This window comes from Bifidobacterium sp. LH_730 (assembly GCF_056355835.1).
The window spans coordinates 19262-37878 of the sequence record NZ_JBKETB010000008.1; the positions used below are offsets into that span (position 1 = coordinate 19262).

An 18617-nucleotide genomic window follows, 5' to 3' on the forward strand; every position below is an offset into this window, starting at 1 on the left:
GGTTCGTGCCGAATCCGGGGCGCGGTCGACTTTATTCGGCGTCGCGACGCAGACTGGATTCCAGCGCGGCGATGCGTTGGTCGAGGGAAAGCAGCCGGTCGAGGATCTGGCCGCACAACTGCGCGACCTCATCGGGGCGATGCCGCTGCGGGCGGCGCTCGGAGGAGCCTGCGTCGGGCAGATACTCGACATCGGGATGATCGGACACCGCGTGGGCATCGAGCGATTCCATGGCCGCGGTGAGATCGGTGTGTTCCGGAACGTCGTCGATGGCGTTGGACAAGACATCAGGGGAAGGTCCCAATCCATATCCGGTGGCGCTGCGGTGCGGTTGGATACGCTGGGAATTTTCTGATACCCCCCCCCCTATTCGATTTATCTTACGTGGGCGGTGCGCGGCGGGCGCGTTCGGTGGCTGTGCGTCGCGCAGCCAGCGTTCGGTGGCGCGCTCCACGCGCTTGTGTCCGATCAGCATCGGGTCCAAGCCGTGGTCGCGGAAGATGCGGACCGGGCGCTCGCCGCGTCGATACCGCCGCACCACTTCGTCTCGGAAGGCGTCGGTGTAGTAGATGCGTTTCGGCGTCACGCGGCGCACGGCCTCCAGACTGCCGAGATATCGCAGCTCCGATGCCGAGAACGTCTCCTTCTCACTGGTTTCCATGTTCATACCTCCTCATGTTCGCCAGTGCGTTTAGTACCCCCTATGTTACCCCATCAACCCCCTTCTTGTATTGATGCGTATGCGGAGGGCCCCATCCGCGCATGGCGTCCACGGGGGACGATGGATGGTGGCGCGCGGATGCTAGAGTGGGCGGGAGTTTTCGAAGGCATTGGGCGTCGCAAAGGATTGGGATGAACATCACGCATCTGACCCCGGATGAGCATGGGGACATCGACTGGCCGACCTTGGACCGCAACCGCAGGTCGGTGCTCGGCGTGGGGGTGTTCGATGGGTTCCACCGTGGACATCGGGCCGTGGTGGAGCGCATCGTCGAACTCGCGCGCCGTCACGACGCCTTTTCCGTGGTGGTGCTCTTCGACCCGCGCCCCGGTTTCGTGCATGGCTATGCGAAGGCGCATGACGGCGCCGAGCCGCCCGTCTCGCTGCCCGATCCGCAGCTGCTCGCCAGCTTGGATGAGCGTCTTCGGCTGATGGCTGAATGCGGCGTCGAGCATGTGTTCGTGGTGCGTTACACGCTGCCTTTCGCCGAGAAATCCTATCGATATTTCCTGGGCCAGATGGTCGGCAAACTCGGCATGCGCACGCTGGTGCTCGGCAGCGACGCCGCGATGGGGCGTGGCTGCGAGGGCGATGTGAAGGCCATCGGCAACCTCGCCGCCGCCACAGGCGTGTTCGAACTCGATGTGGTCGATGACCGCGGCCCGGGCGAGGCCCGCGTGCCGCGCGACATGGCTTCGGCCGTCCACGCGCCCAGCGCATGGGGCGAGCCGGCCGACCCGTTGGAAGGCATGACCAAGGCCGAGCGCCGCGCATGGAGCAAACGCCACAATGCGCGCGCGGTGCGTTTCTGGAGCTCCACGAATGTGCGTTGGCAGCTTGCGCAGGGGCGCGTGGCCGCCGCCGCCGAGATCCTTGGCCGCCCGCATGCCGTCGAAGGCACGGTGGTGCATGGCGAGCAACGCGGGCGCACCATCGGATTCCCCACCGCCAACCTCGGCGATGATCCCGTCGGCTGCCTGCCTGCGGATGGCGTCTACGCCGGCTGGCTGACCGATTTGGGGACTGGAGAAGACAGGAACGCCGAGCCGGCCGAACCCCGCCGCTGGCCGGCCGCCATCTCGATCGGCACCAAGCCGACCTTCAACGAGGCCACGGGCCTCAAGGACCGCGTGGTCGAGGCCTATGCGATCACCGGCTCCAACGAGTGGATCGACCTCTACGACCACCGTGTGCGCGTCGAGTTCCTGCGCTTCCTGCGTCCGCAGGTCAAATTCGACGGCGTCGAGGCGCTGACCGACGAACTCCGCCGCAATGTCGAGGAGACCCTGCGCGTCGTCGAGTGAGCGACGCAACCGGAACGAATATGCGAAACCCCGCGCACCGTCCGATGATGCGCGGGGTTTCGCATATCCGCCGATGTCGTGGCCGTCGCATCGACCGTCACGACCGGAAGTGGCTGAAGAACTCCTTCGTATCCGGGTCCTGGGATTCGTCCATCACCTCGCGCGGCGTGCCGTTCTCGGCGATGACGCCGTGGCGCAGCAACACGATGCGGTCGGCCGCGTCATGCGCGAAGCTCATCTCGTGCGTGGCCATGAGAATCGTCGTGCCGCGTTCCTTGAGCTCGGCGACCATATCCAGCACCTCGCCGACGAGCATGGGGTCGAGGGCGGAGGTGATCTCGTCGAGCAGCAGCAGCTCCGGGTCGGTCATCAGCGCGCGGGCGATGGCGACGCGCTGCTGCTGGCCGCCGGAGAGCTGGTCGGGGTAGGATCCGGCCTTGGCTCGCATGCCGATGCGGTCAAGCAGTTCGAGCGCGTGTGCCTCGGCGCGGTCCTTGTCCCAATGGTGGACCTTGCGCGCGGCCAGCGTCACGTTCTTGATCACCGACATATGCGGGAACAGATTGAATTGCTGGAACACCACGCCGATGCGCGAACGGATCCTGTCCTGGTTGGCGCGCGGGTCGGTGATATCGGTGTCGCCAAGCCAGATCTGCCCGTCATCCACCTGTTCCAGCAGATTCACGCATTTCATCAGCGTCGACTTGCCCGAGCCGGAGGGGCCGAGCAGGGCGACCACCTCGTGCTGGAGCACGTCGAAGGAGATGCCCTTGAGCACTTCGGTGTCGCCGAAGGATTTGCGCACGTCCTGCAGCCGCAGCACGGGCGCATCCGAGGCATTCGACGCACCCGTCGCCTTCGTCGAAGCGATATCCGCGTTCATACCGTTCCTCCGCTCTGCTCGCGCCGGCGCAGACGCTCGGCATACCAATCGTTCAACAGGATGAACGGCACGCTCATCAGGATGAACAGCAGCGATGCCACCACATACGGCGTGAAGTTGTAGGTGCTGGCCACGTCGATCTGCGCGGCGCGCACCGCGTCCACCGCGCCCAGCACCGAGATGAGGCCCACGTCCTTCTGCATCGAGATGAAGTCGTTCATCAGGGCGGGCGCCACCTTGCGCAGCGCCTGCGGCACCACGACGATCCACGTCGTCTGCCCGGCGGTCAGGCCCAGCGAACGGGCCGAGGCGCGCTGCGAGGGATGCACGTCGTTGAAGCCGGCGCGCAGCACCTCGGCCACATAGGCGGAATAGCCCATGATGACGGCGATCGTGCCGAGGATGGCTGGGTCGATGCGGCCGAACAGACCGAGACCGGGGATGCCGAAGCCGATGAGATAGAGGATCACGATCATCGGGATGCCGCGCATCACGGTGGTGTAGAGCGCGGCCAGCGCGCGCAGCGGGAACATCACCGGGTTCTTGCTGGTGCGCACGAGCGCGATCAGCGTGGCGAAGACGGCCACGCCGATCACCGCCACGACGAGCACGCGCAGGTTGAGCCACAGGCCGTCGAGCACCGCGGGGAAGGATTTGACGAAGTATTCCCCGGAGAAGAAGGTCTCCTGGACGCGCGGCCAGCCGGGGGAGAGCTTGAGGCCGGTGACGATGACGGCGGCCAGCACCAGCGTGCTCACGAGGCTGGTGGCCACCGACTTGAGCTGTTGGGAGCGCCGGTATGCCCGGCGTGAAAGTTCGACCTCGCTCACCGGCCGGCCCGTCTCGGGGGAGACGGAGCCGGCCGGAGCGACGGCGGGTGCGGCCGTGTCATCCATGGGTCAGGTCCTTTTTTACTTGAGCTCTTCGAGATCGGTGGTGTATTCGGCCAGCCACTTGTCCTGCAGCTGCTTCAAGGTGCCATCGGCCTCGAGCTCGTCGACGGCCTTGGTGGTCGCCGCGGTGAGCTTGGAGTCCTTCGGCAGCACGATGCCGAGGCCGTCCTTGTCCTCGGAGCCGGCGATGCGGCCGAGCACCTTGGCGTCCTTGATCTGGTCGGAGGTGACCATGTAGACGGACTCGACGGTGTTGGTCACCAACGCGTCGATCTGGCCTGCGTCCAGCGCCTGGGCGAGCGTGGCGTCGTCATTGAAGGTCTGGATGTCGTCCTTGATCTTGTCCTTGGCGATCTGATATCCCTGCGTGCCGACCATCGCGCCCAGCGTCGCGCCCTTGAGCTCGTCGAGGCTCGTGGCGCCTGCGTACTTGCCGTCCTTCTTGACGACGATGGACTGGGTGTCCTTGTAGTAGCCGGAGGAGAAGTCGACGGCCTTCTTGCGCTCGGGGGTGATGCCGAACTGCTGGATGTTCATGTCCCAGTCCTTCGGGCCCGGGGCGATGGCGGTGTCGAAGGTGGTGCGGGTCCACTTGACCTGGTCCTTCGAGAAGCCGAGCTTGTCGGCCACTGCGTAGGCCACGGCGGCCTCATAGCCCTCGCCGGACTCGGGCTTGTCATTCATCACCCACGGCTCGTAGGCCGGGTCGCCGGTGGCGATGGTCAGCGTGCCGGGATTGACGGTCTGCTGGGTGATGTCGGAGGAGTCGGCGCTCGCGCTCTTGTCGTCGGTGGCGCTGGAGCCGCCGCATGCGGCGGTCAGCGACAGCGCCGCGATGGAGGCGACGGCCGCGATGGTGCGGACGAGCTTGTGCTTGGCGAAGGTCATGGTGTTCCTCTCATTCTTCTGTGTATTCCTATGCAAAGTCCATATGGGGGCGTTTCCGCCGGCACGCGGGGAAGTATATCGCTCCCATTGGTTCGACACGGCGTCGCCGCTATCGCCGCATCCTATGGCCCGTCCCAAACGCGGGCTATGGAAACGCCGGGCGGCGCCGGCGCCGCCTATTCGAGCGTGAAGCCGTCGAAGACGAAGCCCGGGGAGACGACGCAGGAGACCAGCGCGTCGCCGGCGGAGGGCACCGTGCGCTGCCAGACGCCCGCGGGCACTACGGCGTGGGCCAGCGGCGCGGCGTCCGGGGCGGCTCCGTGCGCCTGCGGCGCGCCGGCGACGCCCGCTCCCAGCATGAGCGTGGTGCGTTCCTCCGGATCGGCGGCCGGGGCGTCGCCGTCGCCGCCCAATTCGAGCGTCACCGGAGAAGGGCCATGCCACAGCCAGAGCTCGTCGGCGTCGACCTTGTGCCATGCGCTCGCATCGCCCGCCGGCAGCAGGAAATAGATCAGCGAGGCCAGCGGGCGGCCGTCGAGCGCCTGAGCTTCCGGCGCATCCGGCGACGGATGGAAGGCGTGCGACGACTGCCAGTCGCGCACATACCAGCCTCCCTCCGGATGCGCCTCGAGCCCAAGACGGGCGACCACTGCGCGCGCATAATCCGACATATCCTCCAAAGCGACGCTCATCGCGCACTCCTTTCCTTGACGTATTTCCTGACGTATTTCCTTGACGTGCCGCGGCTAGTCCTCGAAGGCGCCGTCGTTGTGGACGACGCGGCCGGAGATCACGGTGGCGCGGTTGCGCCCCGCGCCATGGCGCACGAACTCCTCGAGCGTGTCCTCGATGCCGCGCGGCGTGGCCACATAGACCGGCACATCGAAGAAGGCCAGGTCGGCCGTCGCGCCCGCGTTGATCTGGCCGATGCGGCCCGCGCCCACATGCATGCCCATCGCCTCGGCGCCGCCGAGCGTGACCATGCGGATGAGCCGGTGCGTCAGATCGTCGCCCCGGTATCCCTGCTCGCGCGCCAGATCATGGAGCATGGCCAGGTCGTCGAGCACGTCGAGGCTCGGCGAGCTCGACAGCGAGTCGGTGCCCACGGCCAGCAGATTGCCTTCCTCCAGGTATTCGCGGATCGGTGCATTGCGCCCGGTCACCGTGATGCGGTTCGAACGCGGGCACAGGGCCACGCCCACGCCGCGTTGGCGCAGGATGCGACGATCCTCCGCGTCGGCCCACACGCCGTGCGCGATATGCACGTCGGGGCCGAGCGAGCCCAGCTGGTCGAGGAACTGGATGGCCGAGGCGCCCTTTCCGGCCTCCTTGAGCTGGCGGTAGCTCTCCCATTCCTGGTCGCGCCAGTCGGCCGCCGAATAGGTCGTCAGCGTCGTGTCGCGCGCGCCGGCCTCCATCGGCGTCTCGGCCAAGTGGATATGCAGGCGCATGTCGAGCTGACGCGCGATGTCGGGCAGATCGACGAAGGGCTCGGTCTCCAATGTGTAGGGCGCGTGCGGGCTGATGCCGATGCGCGGCAGCCGCTGCTGGCTCATGCGCCCCAGCTGGCTGACCAGATATCCCAGTCCCTCGGTGCGCCACTGCTCGTTGTGCCAGTCCATGACCTCCCAATAGGCCACGCCGTGCATGCCCTGCGAGGCGAGGGCTCCCGCCGCCTCCGGATCGGTGACGATGTCGGCCGCGGCCGTGGTGCCGTTTTTGACCAGCATGGCCGCGCCCTGTTCGGCCGAGGCGCGCCACGGGGACTCCTTGGCGGCCGACAGGCGGTCGTAGACCTCGTTGAATCCAAGCTCCCAGCCGCGGAAGTCGGCATAGGAGCCGCGCCCGACCTCGGCCATGTTCGTGTATTGCAGATGCGTGTGCGCGTTGATGAGACCGGGGGTGACGAGGCCATGCCAGTGGCGCTCGCGTTTGACGGCACCCGGCGCGAGTTCGTCGGCGAGCCGGTCGAGCACCCAGCGGCGCGTGCCGACATGCACGACGCGGCCGCCGGAGACGGCAACGGCGCCGTCCAGCATCACCGGACCGGTGACCGGGATGATCATCGGCGCGCTGTAGATCGTCACCTCGTCGAGCGGTTCGCGGTGCGCGGCGGCGTACAGCGGATCGTGCGCCTTGCCTTCCATGTCACGGCTCCTTTCGCTCGGACCGCTCGGATGCGCCGCCGGCGTCGGCGAAGCGCGTGAGGGTCCAGTCATATCCATTGTCCGCCACGGCGTGGCTGGCGCTGTGGCCGCGCACGGCCAGCGCGACGGCTGCGATGCGCCGGTCCGAGGCCTTGTCGAGCCTCGTCAGCCCCGGGGCGAGCGTGCCGTTCGTGTGCCCGCGGATGAGATGCGCGACGGCGCTGGCCTGCACGGCGAAGCTCAGGTCCATGATCTCTATCGGGTTGCCGCCGCCGGCCGTGTAGTTCACGCCGTCCCCCTCGGCCAGCAGCCGCAGCATCGGGCCTCCGGGCACCGCGAGGTCGCGGATGGGGCATCCGGGCTCCGGGCGGAAGCCGGGGATCTCGTCGAGCGCGATCTCATTGGCGATGCCGCCGATCACGGCCAGCGCGGCGCCGTCCCTCATCGCCCGCATATGATCGAGCGCGATGGTGTGGCGCACGCCGGTGGCGGAGACCACGATGTCGGCGTGCGGCAGCGCCGCGTCGATGTCCCGTGCCTCGAACCCGTCGAACGCGGCCTTGAGCGCGGCCACCGGATCGACGTCGCATATCGTCGCGCGCGCGCCCAGCGCCCGGATGCGGCGGGCGAAGCCCCGTCCGACCGGGCCGTATCCGACGACCGTGACGCGTGCCCCGGCGAAGGCGTCGTCGCCCAATATCGCCTGCATCGTCGTCACGCAGGTCTCGCCGGTGCCGTGCTCGTTGTCGAAGCCGGTTTTGAGCACGCTGTCGTTGACGGCGACCACCGGGAAACCCAGCGCGCCGGCATCCTGCATCGCCTGGAAGGCGCGCACGCCGCTGGTGGTCTCCTCGGCCACGCCGATCAGTCCGTCCGGGCCCTTCAGCAGCCCTGGCCGTTCGAGCGCGGCGAGGCGCGCGAAGCTCGCGCCGTCGTCGATGATGACATGCGGGCGGATGGCGTCGAGCAGCCGCAGCGCGCCGGCATGGGTCTCCTCCGGGCCCCACGCGGGGTCCGCCTCGACGACGATGCCCTCGGCGCGAAGTGGCTCGATCACGCGCGGGTCGGTGTCGCTCGGCTCGCAGAACACGCCCACCGTTGCGCCCGCGTCTTTGAGCGCCCGCAGCAGCACGGCGGTCTTCGGCTCCAGCACCAGGCACACGGCGATGCGCACGCCGGCGAAATCGACCTCCGCTTTCAGTTCGTCCATCAGCGCGGCGAGCACCCGCATATGCCGCCGCGCATGTTCCATCGCCTGCTTGCCGTCGAAGGCGCGCGCGTCGGCGACGCTCTCCGGGGCGGCGGTCGCGTCGAAAGCCACGGGGAGACGGTGTCCGTTGATTGAGGCGGCATCGTCCGACGATGCCGGCGACATGCCCCATTGCGCCGCCGACATCGCGAAGGCGCTCCGGTCGGCCTCTGCGTCGATCCGCAGCCGCGCGCCAGCCAGCGAGCGGTTCGTGCGTTGCGATATCCGCGCGGCCCAGGCGGCGAAATCCTGTGCGTTCGGCGTCATATGCCCGTCATCTCTCATGGTCCTATGCTCCCATCCCGCCATCCCAAAGGGGCCATTGCGCCATCGGCGTGTCACCGGCCGCCGGCCATGCCGAGCGCGGCGAGCGCATCGCGCAGCGTGGACGCCTCGACGACGGCAAGCCCCGGCACCGTGGTCTTCCGGCGCAATGGCGGCACCACGGCTCGCGTGAAGCCAAGGCGCGCCGCCTCGCGCAGACGATGCTCCAGGCGGGGCGCCGGGCGCACCTGGCCGGTCAGCGATATCTCGCCGATCGCGCAGGTGCCGCGCGGGATCGGCGTGCCCTTCGCGGCGCTCGCCAGCGCGGCCACGACGGCCAGATCGCAGGCAGGCTCCCTGGCCTGGCCGCCGGCGATCGTCGAGACATAGAGATCGTTGGCCAGCAGATTGACCTTGCCGTGGCGGTAGAGCACGGCCGTCAGCATCGCGATGCGGCTCGGATCGACGCCGTTGACCGCGCGGCGCGGAGTCGGCAGCACTGAATTGGTGACCAGCGCCTGCACTTCGATCGGCAGGGAACGGTGGCCGTCGAGCGTGAAGGTGACGCAGGTGCCCTCGACCGGCGGCTCGCCCGCGCCGGCCTCGCCGGCGCCCGACGCGCCCGGTGCCGACAGGAAGAGCCCGGCCGGATCGACGACCTCCTCGATGCCCTCGCCGCTCATATCGAAGCAGCCGACCTCGTCGGTCGGTCCGAAGCGGTTCTTGACAGCACGCAGCATGCGCAGCGCCGTGTCCGGGTCTCCCTCGAACTGGCAGACCACGTCGACCAGATGCTCGAGCGTGCGCGGGCCGGCGATCGAGCCGTCCTTGGTGACATGTCCGACCAGGAAGGTCGGCACGTCGAGGCTCTTGGCCGTGTCGATCAACGCGCTGGCGACCTCGCGCACCTGCGTCGAACCGCCGGAGATGCCATCGACCTCCTGCGAGACGATGGTCTGCGCCGAATCGACGATGGCCAGCGTCGGGCGATGCTGCTCGATCAATCCCAGCACGGCGGCCAGATCGGTGGTCGAGGCGAGCAGCAGATTCGGCTCCACCGCATCGATGCGCGAGGCTCTGAGGCGCACCTGGGCCTGCGACTCCTCGCCGGAGACATAGAGCACCGTGCCTTCGCGGCTCGCGCGGGCGATGTTGCCCGCCGTCTGCAGCAACAGCGTCGATTTGCCGATGCCCGGCTCGCCGGCCACCAGCGTGACCGAACCCGGCACCACGCCGCCGCCGAGCACGCGGTCGAATTCGCCGAATCCGGTGCCAAGGCGCGTGACGGACTCGGTGCCGACCTCGGTGATCGGCGTCGCCTTCGCCGGGCCTTCCGCCAGCGCCGAGGGCGCGGCGGGCGTCGTGCGGGCCGTGCGCCCCGGCGCGGCGGTGCGTGCGTTGGCCGGGGAGGGCCGCGTCTCGCGGTATTCCTCGACCGTGCCCCATTGTCCGCATTCGGGGCAACGCCCGACCCATTTCGGACCGCTCCACCCGCATTCGGAGCACAGGAACTGCGTGGACGATTTTGCCATGTCCCCGACGCTATCCGCGTTCGCCGACATGCGTCCCACGCCTTGGCATTGGCCGCGTCTGCCGGAATTGCGGGCGTCGTGCGGGGCGCTGTTCCGTTCCCCTTGAAGCGCCGTCCGGGGCGCCATATGGATATCGTGTGGAGGGCCTGCGACGGGCGTGTGCCGATGCCGGAGGCGTCACGCGGCTGTGAGAGAATCGGGGCCATGTCCGATACCTATGAATCCCCGCGTCCGGCTCCCAAGGGCGCATCCGCCCAGAGTCCGTCCCATGGCAAGCTGATCGCCGTGGTCGTCGCGGCGGCGCTGGTCGTCGTGCTCGCGCTGCTCTCCGCCTTCGTGTGGCCGGGATGGGCACTCAACAAGCAGGAGACCGCGCAGCAGGCCGTCTCCTCGCAGACGAAGGAGCCGACCAAGCCGTCCATCGACGCGACCGCGTTGCCCGACGGCGCCACCGAACTACTCAAGGCGATGCCCGACAGCGTGCTCAACTTCGCGCGCACCAAGGCCGATGCCTCGGGCAACTGGTCGGGCGCCTCGCCGCTGGAGGAATACACGCTGACCTATGCCACCGGCAAGGATGGGCAGGACGTCCAGCTGATCGTCGCGCAGTGGTCGGCCGCGGACCAGGCGAAGGCGCAATACGACGCGCTCGCCGGGCAGATGAGCGGCAAGGAGCTCGGCTCGGGCAACGTCAAGGTGTCGGGCGACGAGACCGGCAGCTATGTGGCCAAAACCGACCCGGCGGACGAGAACAAGGCCATCGCCGTGTGGCAGAACGACACCGTGGTCTTCCAGGCCACGGGCGCGAAGGCATCGGTGGAGCGCTTCTATCAGAAGTTCCCGCTGTGACGCGCGGCCGGCGGCCGGCGTGAACGGCCGCCAAAAGGTGGACTCGCCGATGCAAAGTCGGCGAACCGGTGTAGTATTGGGCAAGTTGCAAACTTTTCCCTTTGAATAGAGGAACGGAGGCTGAGATGGGCTCGGTCATCAAGAAGCGCCGCAAGCGCATGAGCAAGAAGAAGCATCGTAAACTGCTTCGCAAGACTCGCCACCAGCGCAAGTAGTCTTTGGCGTCTGCGGACGCGAGAAACCCCCGGAATCGCAAGGTTCCGGGGGTTTCGCATGTTCTGGGGGCTGTGTGCGCAACGCACAGGCCGCAACGCACAGGCGGAGGCCCCGTGAGGGAACCTCCGCCTGGAAGGAATCAGTCGGCCCGGCCGGCCGATGCGCTCACTTGTTGTCGTTGGTCATCACGCGCGGGCCGTTCGGATCGCCCACGATGACGGTGTCGACCATGTTGAGGAACAGGCCGTGCTCGACGACGCCCACCGTGTTGATGAGGTCCTCGGCCAGCTCGGTCGGGTGGTCGATGCGCTCCAGGTGGAGATCGACGACATAGTTGTTCTCGTCGGTGCGCACGGGCTTGCCGTCGGCGTCGAGGCGCAGCACGGGCTTGTAGCCCTTCGCCTCGAACTTCTTGACGACCTGGCCGGCGCCGAAGGGGATCACCTCGACAGGCAGCGGGAAGGCGCCGATGGTGTCCACGATCTTGGATTCGTCGACGATCCAGACGATCCTGTCGGAGTTCGTGGCGACGATCTTCTCCCAGAGCAGGGCCGCGCCGCCGCCCTTGATGCCGTTGAAGTCCTTGTCGACCTCATCGGCGCCGTCGATGGTCAGATCGATGTGGTCGACGTCGTCGATGTTCACGATCTTGATGCCGTAGCCCTCGGCCTGCTCCTGCGTGCGGCGGGAGGTGGTGACGCCGGTGAACTCGAGGCCCTCCTCCTTGACGCGGCGGCCGAGCTCGTCCACGAGGAAACGGACGGTCGAGCCGGTGCCGAGGCCCGCGACCATGCCGTTCGTGATCATCTTGGCGGCTTCGATGCCGGCCGCCTTCTTCAGCGCATCCTGCTGTGCCTTATCCATGCTGCTCCTTTTCTGGTGAGTGCGGCCGCCGGCCGGCCGGATGGCATCGGCTGCGGCGACTCGATGGACCACTGCTATCCTACCGCGGGTGTTGGTTTTTGTGAATTCGTGTCCGTTTATGTGCGGCGGGTGTTCGCTCCCGGATTCTAGCCGCGTAGGAAACCGGCCGACTCAAGCATGAGGTTGCCGTCCCCGTCCACGAGGCCGTCGACTTCGATGAATCCATGCACATGCATTGGCTGGCCGGTGAAATACGGGCTGGTCCGGGGAGCCGGGGCGAATCGCACCGCGCCCGAAACCGTGAGTCCCGAGGGGCGGAGCACGTTCGCCGAGGCCGCGGATACCTGCGACGAGGAAGTCGCCGGCGTGGCCTGACGGGGAAGCGGGGCGTCGGCGGCATTTTGCGGCTCGATCTCGGTTTCGACTTCGAGACTCCGCGAGGCGGTGCCAGCGCTGACTTTAGAATCCTGCGCCGCGCCGGACTCGGCGGCGGTACGTGGCTCGGCATTGGCCTCGGCATCGGATGCGGCGTCTGCGGAAGAGCCATGCAAGTCGGCTGCCGTCCCTGTCGTATCCGGTTTGCCATAATCCGGCACGCCCTCGGGCTCGGCGAGCAGCTCGGCAAGCGAAGGCTTGCCGGCATTCTGCGCTTGCGCTCCAGGCGCGGACGCTTTCGCAGTGGCGTCGCCGGGCATGTCGACGCGCGTGTCGGGCGTGCTGGAGACCGCGCCTCCGGCCTCGGCCTCGGCCTCGCCATCCAGCATCAGCCGCACATCCGGCGGCACATCCAGGCCATCCGAGTATTCCGAGGCGATCAGCGACTGCCATCCCTCGAGCGGCAGATATCCATCGCGCGCGCCGGAGCGGCAATCGCCCGCGAAGGTGCGTGCCAGATCATCCACCAGCTCGTTGCCTTCGTTGCCGGCATGGCCTTTGACCCAGCGGAAGCGCACTGGACCGGGGCGGGAGGAGATCTCGTTGTCGATCGCCTCGATCAGCTCGCGGTTCTTCACCGGCTTCTTCTGCGAGTTCACCCAGCCATTGCGTTTCCAGCCCCTGACCCACTTGGTCGAGCAGTTGATCGCATATTGCGAATCCGATTCGATGAGCAGCGGCTGGGGCCCCGGATGCGCACGCAAGGCCTCGAGCACCGCGCACAGCTCGCCGATCTGGTTGGTGCCGTTCGTGGCGCCGCCGGCGCCATAGCCGTGGTCGTCATGGTTGTGCCCGGGCGTGCCGCCGGTGTGCTTCGCATGGTCCGCCCATGCCCAGCCCATGGGCCCGTTGGGGTTGCCCAATGCCGATCCGTCTGTTGACACCACTATTTCATCGGACATTGTGCACCCCCAACGGGCCCGTCGCGGCGAAGCCGCTCCCCTCGCCTACGGAGAGCCCACTGGGCTCTCCGCTTGACGGCTCAGCATTCGGATTGCCCAATGCCGACCCGTCGGTCGACACCACGATCTCGTTGTCAGTCATGCGTTCCAGCATACCCAGCCCGCCAGCGTGCCCGCCGCGCCACTCACTGGCACCGGAGTAACGCTTAAGACGCGCCAGGCGTTGCCTCGATGCCGGTAAATGGCATGTGGGTAACGCTGGGAGGCGTCAGCGTTACCCACACGCCAGTCAGTGGCAGATAGGTAACGCCTAGGGCCGTCTCAGCGTTGTCCGGATGCCAGTGAATGGCACGTGGGTAACGCTATGGAGCCTCGGCGTTGCTTGCTCGCCTATAGGTGGCAGGAATGTAACGCCAGGACCTGCCCGGGCGTTCCCCGGGCGCCGGTAAGTGGCATCCGGACAACACGGCGGAGGGCCAAGACACGGGCAATTGCGGAGGGCCAAGACGCGGGCGTCTGCGCGATGAAAAGCTGTATGCGGAGAAACGAAGAACCCGGGCCTTCGCTGGGAAGGACCCGGGTTCGGGGACTATGGGCGGATGCTGGGTCGGTTGCCGAATCCGCAACCACAGTCCGAGGGGCGTCAGATCAGGCCAAGGCCTTGTTCACGACGACGGTGGCCTCATCGAGCACCTTGTCCAGCGCCTCGGGGGAGACGAAGGACTCGGCGTAGACCTTGTAGATGTTCTCGGTGCCGGAGGGACGGGCCGCGAACCAGTTGTCCTTGGTCGTCACCTTGAGGCCGCCGATCTTCGCGCCGTTGCCGGGCGCCTCGGTCAGCTTGGCGGTGATGTCCTCGCCGGCCAGCTGCGAGGCGGCGACATCGGAGCCGGACAGCGAGGCGAACTTCTGCTTCTGCTCCAGCGTGGTCGGCGTGTCGACGCGCTTGTACCAGCTCTCGCCGAAGCGGGCCACCTGGTCCTTGTGCAGTTCGGCCGGGTTCTTGCCGGTCTTGGCGGTGATCTCCGCGGCCAGCAGGTCGGGGATCAGGCCGTCCTTGTCGGTGGTCCACACGCGGCCGTCGCGGCGCAGGAACGACATGCCGGAGCTCTCCTCGCCGCCGAAGGCGACCTCGCCCTTGAACAGCGGGTCCACGAACCACTTGAAGCCGACCGGCACCTCGACGAGCTTGGCGCCGATGGAGGCGGCCACGCGGTCGATCAGCGAGGAGGAGACCAGCGTCTTGCCGATGCCGGTGCCCTCGGGCCAGCCCGGGCGGGCGCCGCCGAACAGATACTCCACGCACACGGCGATGTAGTGGTTCGGGTTCATGACGCCCCAGTTCGGGCACACGATGCCGTGGCGGTCGGCATCCGGGTCGGTGCCGCCGACGAGATCGTACTTGTCCCAGGCACCGGCGTTGAGCTGGTCCACGAGGCCCTTCATCGCATACGGCGAGGAGGGATCCATGCGGATCTTGCCATCGTGGTCGATGGTCATGAAGCGCCAGGTCGGGTCGACCTCGGGGCGGATCACGCCGATGTTGGTGCCGTACTTCTCGTTCATCAGCGGCCAGTAGTTCACGGACGCGCCGCCCAGCGGATCGATGCCCAGGCGCACGCCGGAGGAGCGGATCAGATCGAAGTCGATGACGTTCGCCAGATCGTCCACGTAGTGCTCGCGATAGTCGAAGCCCTCCACGAACTCGGACTTGATGGCCTGCTCGTAGGGCACGCGCTTGATGGACTTGTAGTCGCCGAGCAGTTCGTTGGCGCGGCTGGCGATGGCCTCGGTCACATCGGCCGGCGCGGGGCCGCCGGTGACCGGGTCGTACTTGAAGCCGCCGTCGGTGGGCGGGTTGTGGGACGGGGTCACCACGATGCCGTCGGCCAGGCCTTCGCCGGTGAAGCGCTGGGTGCCGTCGGCGGCGCGGTTATGGGTCAGGATCGCCTGCGAGATGACGGGCGTGGGCACGAAGTCTCCGCGGGAATCGACGCGCACATGCACGCCGTTGGCGACGAGCACCTCGATGGCCGTCTTCTCGGCCGGCTCCGACAGGGCGTGGGTGTCGCGGCCGATGTAGAGCGGTCCGGTGACGCCGGCCTTCTTGCGGTATTCCGCGATGGCCTGGGAGATGGCGACGATATGGGCCTCGTTGAACGAGGTCTTGAGGGACGAGCCGCGGTGTCCGGAGGTGCCGAAGATGACGCGCTGCTCGGGGACGGAGGGGTCGGGGACGACGTCATAGTACTTGCCGATGACTTCGTCGACGTTGATCAGATCTGCTGGGGTGGCGGGCATGCCCGCATTGTTTGCTACCATGCCGCCCCATTATAGCCGCTGAAAGCCGAAGGATGGAAGTTTCTGTCAATACGTGTTCGATATATGTTCGCAAATGTTTTGTTAGCGCTCACGGTTGGCGGCGGGAACCTCTCGAACGGGCTCGATCATGCCGGTCATCTCCGCGAATTCAGCCGTCGCGCCGGCGATCGGCTTCCCGTTGACCAGCTGTGCCGCGGGCACGCGCACGCACAGCGACTGGCGCTCCACGTCGAAACGCAGGTGCGCGGTTTCGCCGAGCACATCGCCGTCGACCTGCGCCGGCGCCGGCTTCTCGAGCGTCACCTCGGCCGACACGCCTTGGATCTGGTCGATCGTCGAATTGGTCGACAACGGGTTCTGCTCGGCTTTGCCGGTGATCGTCTGGTGCAGCACATCGCCGAAGAGATTCGCCCATCCGATGATGCCGCCCGTGGTGTCGATGAGCTCGAAATCGAGGATGCCGTCGTCATAGGCCGCGTTTGGCATCAGCGAGAAGCCGGGGATCTGACCGCAGTTGCCGGCCATCATCGTGCGGAAGGAGAAGCCGTGCGTCGTGTGCGTGGAGCCGTCGGCGCTGGAGATCGTCACATCGCCGCGGTATTTCGGCGCGAACAGGTTCTTGACCCCGCCCACGAAATACGCCAGCCAGCTGAGGTTCTTCTTGAGCTCCGGATCGGTGTCGTCGATCATCTTCGCGTCGAAGCCCACGCCGGCGATGATGAGGAAGGCGTGGCCGTGGTCCTCGCTCTCGCGGTCGAGGATCGTCAGGCGGCCCACGTCCACATGCCGCGAGCCGTGCGAGGTGGCGACGGTGAGCGCCGCGTCGATGTCGTCGACCGGGATGCCCATGTTGCGGGCGAAGAGGTTGCCGGTGCCGATCGGCACGATGCCCATGGCGTGCCCGGTGCCCGACAGCGCGCTGGCCACCGTGCGCACGGTGCCGTCGCCGCCCACGGCCACGATTACCTGCGCGCCTTTGTCAAGCGCCTCGAGGGCGCAGGCGCGGCCATCCTTGTCGAGCTGCGTGTCGATGAAGATCAGATCGTCCAAGCCCTTCGCATGGCAGAACTCCTCGATGTGCAGGCGCTGCTGCGCGGCCTGCGGCTTGGAGGGGTTGACGATGAAGGCATAGCGCACCTGGTCCTCGTTGCGCCGGTGCAGAGCCTCGGCCAGCCGGCGGCGGCGGACGGCGCGCACGCCGAGCACGGCGGCGGCGATCAGCAGGGCGGCCGCGGTCAGCGAGGCGAAGACGATCAGTGTGACGGCAAGGGCTTGGGGCATGCTCCCCATTGTGTATGCCGACGGGCGCGCGGGGGCCGGGGCGCCGGGATATCCGCGCGATTCCTGCACGATAGCTGACAGACGTCGGCGAACGGCCGGCGATGGCCGCGCGACGCCGGGAGCCAGGGGTCCGGATGCCGCCGGATGGGAATGCGCGGACGGGCAGCCGGATATCGGAACGGGAGGGGCCCCGAAGCGCGCGCTCGTCGGCTTTCGGGGATAGTCTTGACCCATGCTTGATATCCAATTCATTCGCGAACACGCCGATATCGTCAAGGAATCCCAGCGCAAGCGCGGCGAATCCGTCGAGCTCGTCGACGAGGTGCTTTCCTCGGACGAGGCCCGCCGCACCGCCCTCAAGGCATTCGAGGCCGCCCGCGCCCAGCAGAAGGAGGTCGGCAAGAAGGTCGCCGCCGCCTCCGGCGACGAGAAGGCCGCTCTGATCGCCGAAACCAAGGAACTGTCGGCCAAGGTCGGCGAATACAAGGCCGCCGCCGACGCAGCCTCCGCGGAATACACCACCGCCATGTGGAAGCTGTCGAATATCGTCGAGCCCGAGGCGCCGGAAGGCGGCGAGGACGATTACGTCGTCGTCAAGAAGGTCGGCACGCCGCGTGATTTCGCGGCCGAGGGCTTCGAGCCGAAGGACCATATGACCCTCGGCACCGGTGTGGCCGGCATCGACACGCGCCGCGGCGCCAAGGTCGGCGGCTCCCGCTTCTACTTCCTCAGGGGCGCGGTGGCGCGCATGCAGATCGCGATGCTCACCATGGCCGTCGACCAGGCCGAGGAGCATGGCTTCACGCTGGCGATCACCCCGACGCTGGTGCGCCCCGAGGTCATGGCCGGCACCGGCTTCCTCAACGCCCACGCCGATGAGATCTACCGCCTGCGCGAGCCCGACGACCAGTATCTGGTCGGCACCTCCGAGGTGGCGCTCGCCGGCATGCATGAGAACGAGATCCTCGACCTGTCCAATGGCCCGCTGCGCTACTGCGGCTGGTCCTCCTGCTATCGCCGCGAGGCCGGCGCCGCGGGCAAGGACACCACCGGTATCATCCGCGTGCACCAGTTCGACAAGGTGGAGATGTTCGTCTACGCCAAGCAGGAGGACTCCTACAAGGAGCACGAGCATCTGCTGGGCATGGAGCAGGAGATGCTGGCCAAGGTCGAGGTGCCCTACCGCATCATCGACACGGCCGCCGGCGACCTCGGCTCCTCCGCCGCGCGCAAGTTCGACTGCGAGGCGTGGGTGCCGACGCAGGGCCGCTACCGCGAGCTGACCTCCACCTCGAACTGCACCGAATACCAGGCGCGCCGCCTCAACATCCGCGAGAAGATCGCCGACGGCGGCACCCGCCCGGTCTCGACGCTGAACGGCACGCTGGCCACCACCCGTTGGCTCGTCGCGATCCTCGAGAACCACCAGCACGCTGATGGTTCCATCGACATCCCGAAGGCCATGCGTCCCTACATGGGTGGCAAGGAAGTCATCGAGCCGACGAAGTGGGAAGCGTGACCCAATCCTCACGCCTCGCGAGCCGGCCGAAGAGGGAGTCCTGTGGACTCCCGTGCCGGCGGAGCCATCCTTATGACAAAATGCAACCACCACACAAGCCGGTGGTGCGTTAGAATAACCCAATGTGCGCTTCGTGCGCACACAATGGATAGGTGTCCGAGCGGTCTAAGGAGACGGTCTTGAAAACCGTTGAAGGGCGACCTTCCGCGGGTTCGAATCCCGCCCTATCCGCCATATGAAGCCACACCGTGTTCGGTGTGGCTTCTTTGTTTCGGCCGCTGCATTCGTCGAAGGTGTCCGCAGCCTGTATAAACCTGTGCTATCCTGTATAAAGATTCCGACGGAGGA

The 18617-nt window shown here is 67.2% G+C and carries 16 protein-coding genes and 1 tRNA gene; 5 read left to right on the forward strand and 12 right to left on the reverse strand.

What is annotated here, in order from left to right; genetic code table 11:
• Positions 1-31 precede the first annotated feature (31 nt).
• Complete coding sequence (locus AC1AUD_RS09695; RefSeq protein WP_476574150.1) at positions 32-661, reverse strand: hypothetical protein; 630 nt, start codon at positions 659-661, stop codon at positions 32-34.
• 191 nt (positions 662-852) lie between these two features.
• Here AC1AUD_RS09695 and ribF point away from each other — a divergent pair, with 191 nt between their 5' ends.
• The gene (ribF, locus tag AC1AUD_RS09700; RefSeq protein WP_476574151.1) at positions 853-2025 is read left to right on the forward strand and encodes a bifunctional riboflavin kinase/FMN adenylyltransferase; all 1173 of its coding nucleotides are present in this window, start codon (positions 853-855) and stop codon (positions 2023-2025) included.
• Positions 2026-2122: 97 nt separating this feature from the next.
• Here the strand turns inward: ribF and AC1AUD_RS09705 are convergent, their stop codons facing one another.
• The 7 genes from AC1AUD_RS09705 to radA all read right to left on the reverse strand — a co-directional run bounded on the left by AC1AUD_RS09705 (position 2123) and on the right by radA (position 9881).
• Positions 2123-2908 carry an amino acid ABC transporter ATP-binding protein gene (locus AC1AUD_RS09705; protein ID WP_476574152.1) on the reverse strand — a complete coding sequence of 262 codons (786 nt, stop codon included), beginning with the start codon at positions 2906-2908 and terminating at the stop codon, positions 2123-2125.
• Positions 2905-3804 (reverse strand): amino acid ABC transporter permease, encoded by a 900-nt coding sequence (locus tag AC1AUD_RS09710; protein ID WP_476574153.1) that lies wholly within the window; start codon positions 3802-3804, stop codon positions 2905-2907. The genes AC1AUD_RS09705 and AC1AUD_RS09710 overlap by 4 nt, the downstream gene beginning before the upstream one ends.
• Before the next feature lie 15 nt (positions 3805-3819).
• Entirely contained in the window at positions 3820-4689 is an 870-nt protein-coding gene (locus tag AC1AUD_RS09715; RefSeq protein ID WP_476574154.1) for an ABC transporter substrate-binding protein, read from the reverse strand.
• Between the two features lie 176 nt (positions 4690-4865).
• Positions 4866-5381: a cupin domain-containing protein gene (locus tag AC1AUD_RS09720; protein WP_476574155.1), complete on the reverse strand. Its 516-nt coding sequence runs from the start codon at positions 5379-5381 to the stop codon at positions 4866-4868.
• 54 nt (positions 5382-5435) lie between these two features.
• Positions 5436-6836 (reverse strand): amidohydrolase family protein, encoded by a 1401-nt coding sequence (locus tag AC1AUD_RS09725; RefSeq protein WP_476574156.1) that lies wholly within the window; start codon positions 6834-6836, stop codon positions 5436-5438.
• A gap of 1 nt (position 6837) precedes the next feature.
• Positions 6838-8370, reverse strand: coding sequence for an adenosylhomocysteinase (locus AC1AUD_RS09730; RefSeq protein WP_476574157.1), 1533 nt, complete (start codon positions 8368-8370; stop codon positions 6838-6840).
• A gap of 53 nt (positions 8371-8423) precedes the next feature.
• Positions 8424-9881 carry a DNA repair protein RadA gene (radA, locus tag AC1AUD_RS09735; RefSeq protein WP_476574158.1) on the reverse strand — a complete coding sequence of 486 codons (1458 nt, stop codon included), beginning with the start codon at positions 9879-9881 and terminating at the stop codon, positions 8424-8426.
• A gap of 204 nt (positions 9882-10085) precedes the next feature.
• Here radA and AC1AUD_RS09740 point away from each other — a divergent pair, with 204 nt between their 5' ends.
• On the forward strand, positions 10086-10730 hold the full coding sequence (locus tag AC1AUD_RS09740) for a hypothetical protein (protein WP_476574159.1): 645 nt from the start codon (positions 10086-10088) through the stop codon (positions 10728-10730).
• Between the two features lie 125 nt (positions 10731-10855).
• The gene (locus AC1AUD_RS09745; protein ID WP_004268639.1) at positions 10856-10945 is read left to right on the forward strand and encodes a 30S ribosomal protein bS22; all 90 of its coding nucleotides are present in this window, start codon (positions 10856-10858) and stop codon (positions 10943-10945) included.
• Between the two features lie 166 nt (positions 10946-11111).
• On the opposite strand, the gene rpiA is transcribed toward AC1AUD_RS09745, so the two are convergent.
• From rpiA to AC1AUD_RS09765, 4 genes are all read right to left on the reverse strand, one after another.
• Complete coding sequence (gene rpiA / locus AC1AUD_RS09750; RefSeq protein ID WP_476574160.1) at positions 11112-11810, reverse strand: ribose-5-phosphate isomerase RpiA; 699 nt, start codon at positions 11808-11810, stop codon at positions 11112-11114.
• A 146-nt stretch (positions 11811-11956) separates the two neighbouring features.
• Entirely contained in the window at positions 11957-13147 is a 1191-nt protein-coding gene (locus tag AC1AUD_RS09755; protein ID WP_476574161.1) for a ribonuclease H family protein, read from the reverse strand.
• Positions 13148-13795: 648 nt separating this feature from the next.
• The gene (gene pgm / locus AC1AUD_RS09760) at positions 13796-15469 is read right to left on the reverse strand and encodes a phosphoglucomutase (alpha-D-glucose-1,6-bisphosphate-dependent) (RefSeq protein ID WP_476574162.1); all 1674 of its coding nucleotides are present in this window, start codon (positions 15467-15469) and stop codon (positions 13796-13798) included.
• Positions 15470-15550: 81 nt separating this feature from the next.
• Complete coding sequence (locus AC1AUD_RS09765; protein WP_476574163.1) at positions 15551-16750, reverse strand: diacylglycerol/lipid kinase family protein; 1200 nt, start codon at positions 16748-16750, stop codon at positions 15551-15553.
• A 232-nt stretch (positions 16751-16982) separates the two neighbouring features.
• Here AC1AUD_RS09765 and serS point away from each other — a divergent pair, with 232 nt between their 5' ends.
• Entirely contained in the window at positions 16983-18269 is a 1287-nt protein-coding gene (gene serS, locus AC1AUD_RS09770) for a serine--tRNA ligase (protein ID WP_476574164.1), read from the forward strand.
• A gap of 146 nt (positions 18270-18415) precedes the next feature.
• Positions 18416-18503 (forward strand) — tRNA-Ser (locus AC1AUD_RS09775).
• Positions 18504-18617: the final 114 nt, after the last annotated feature.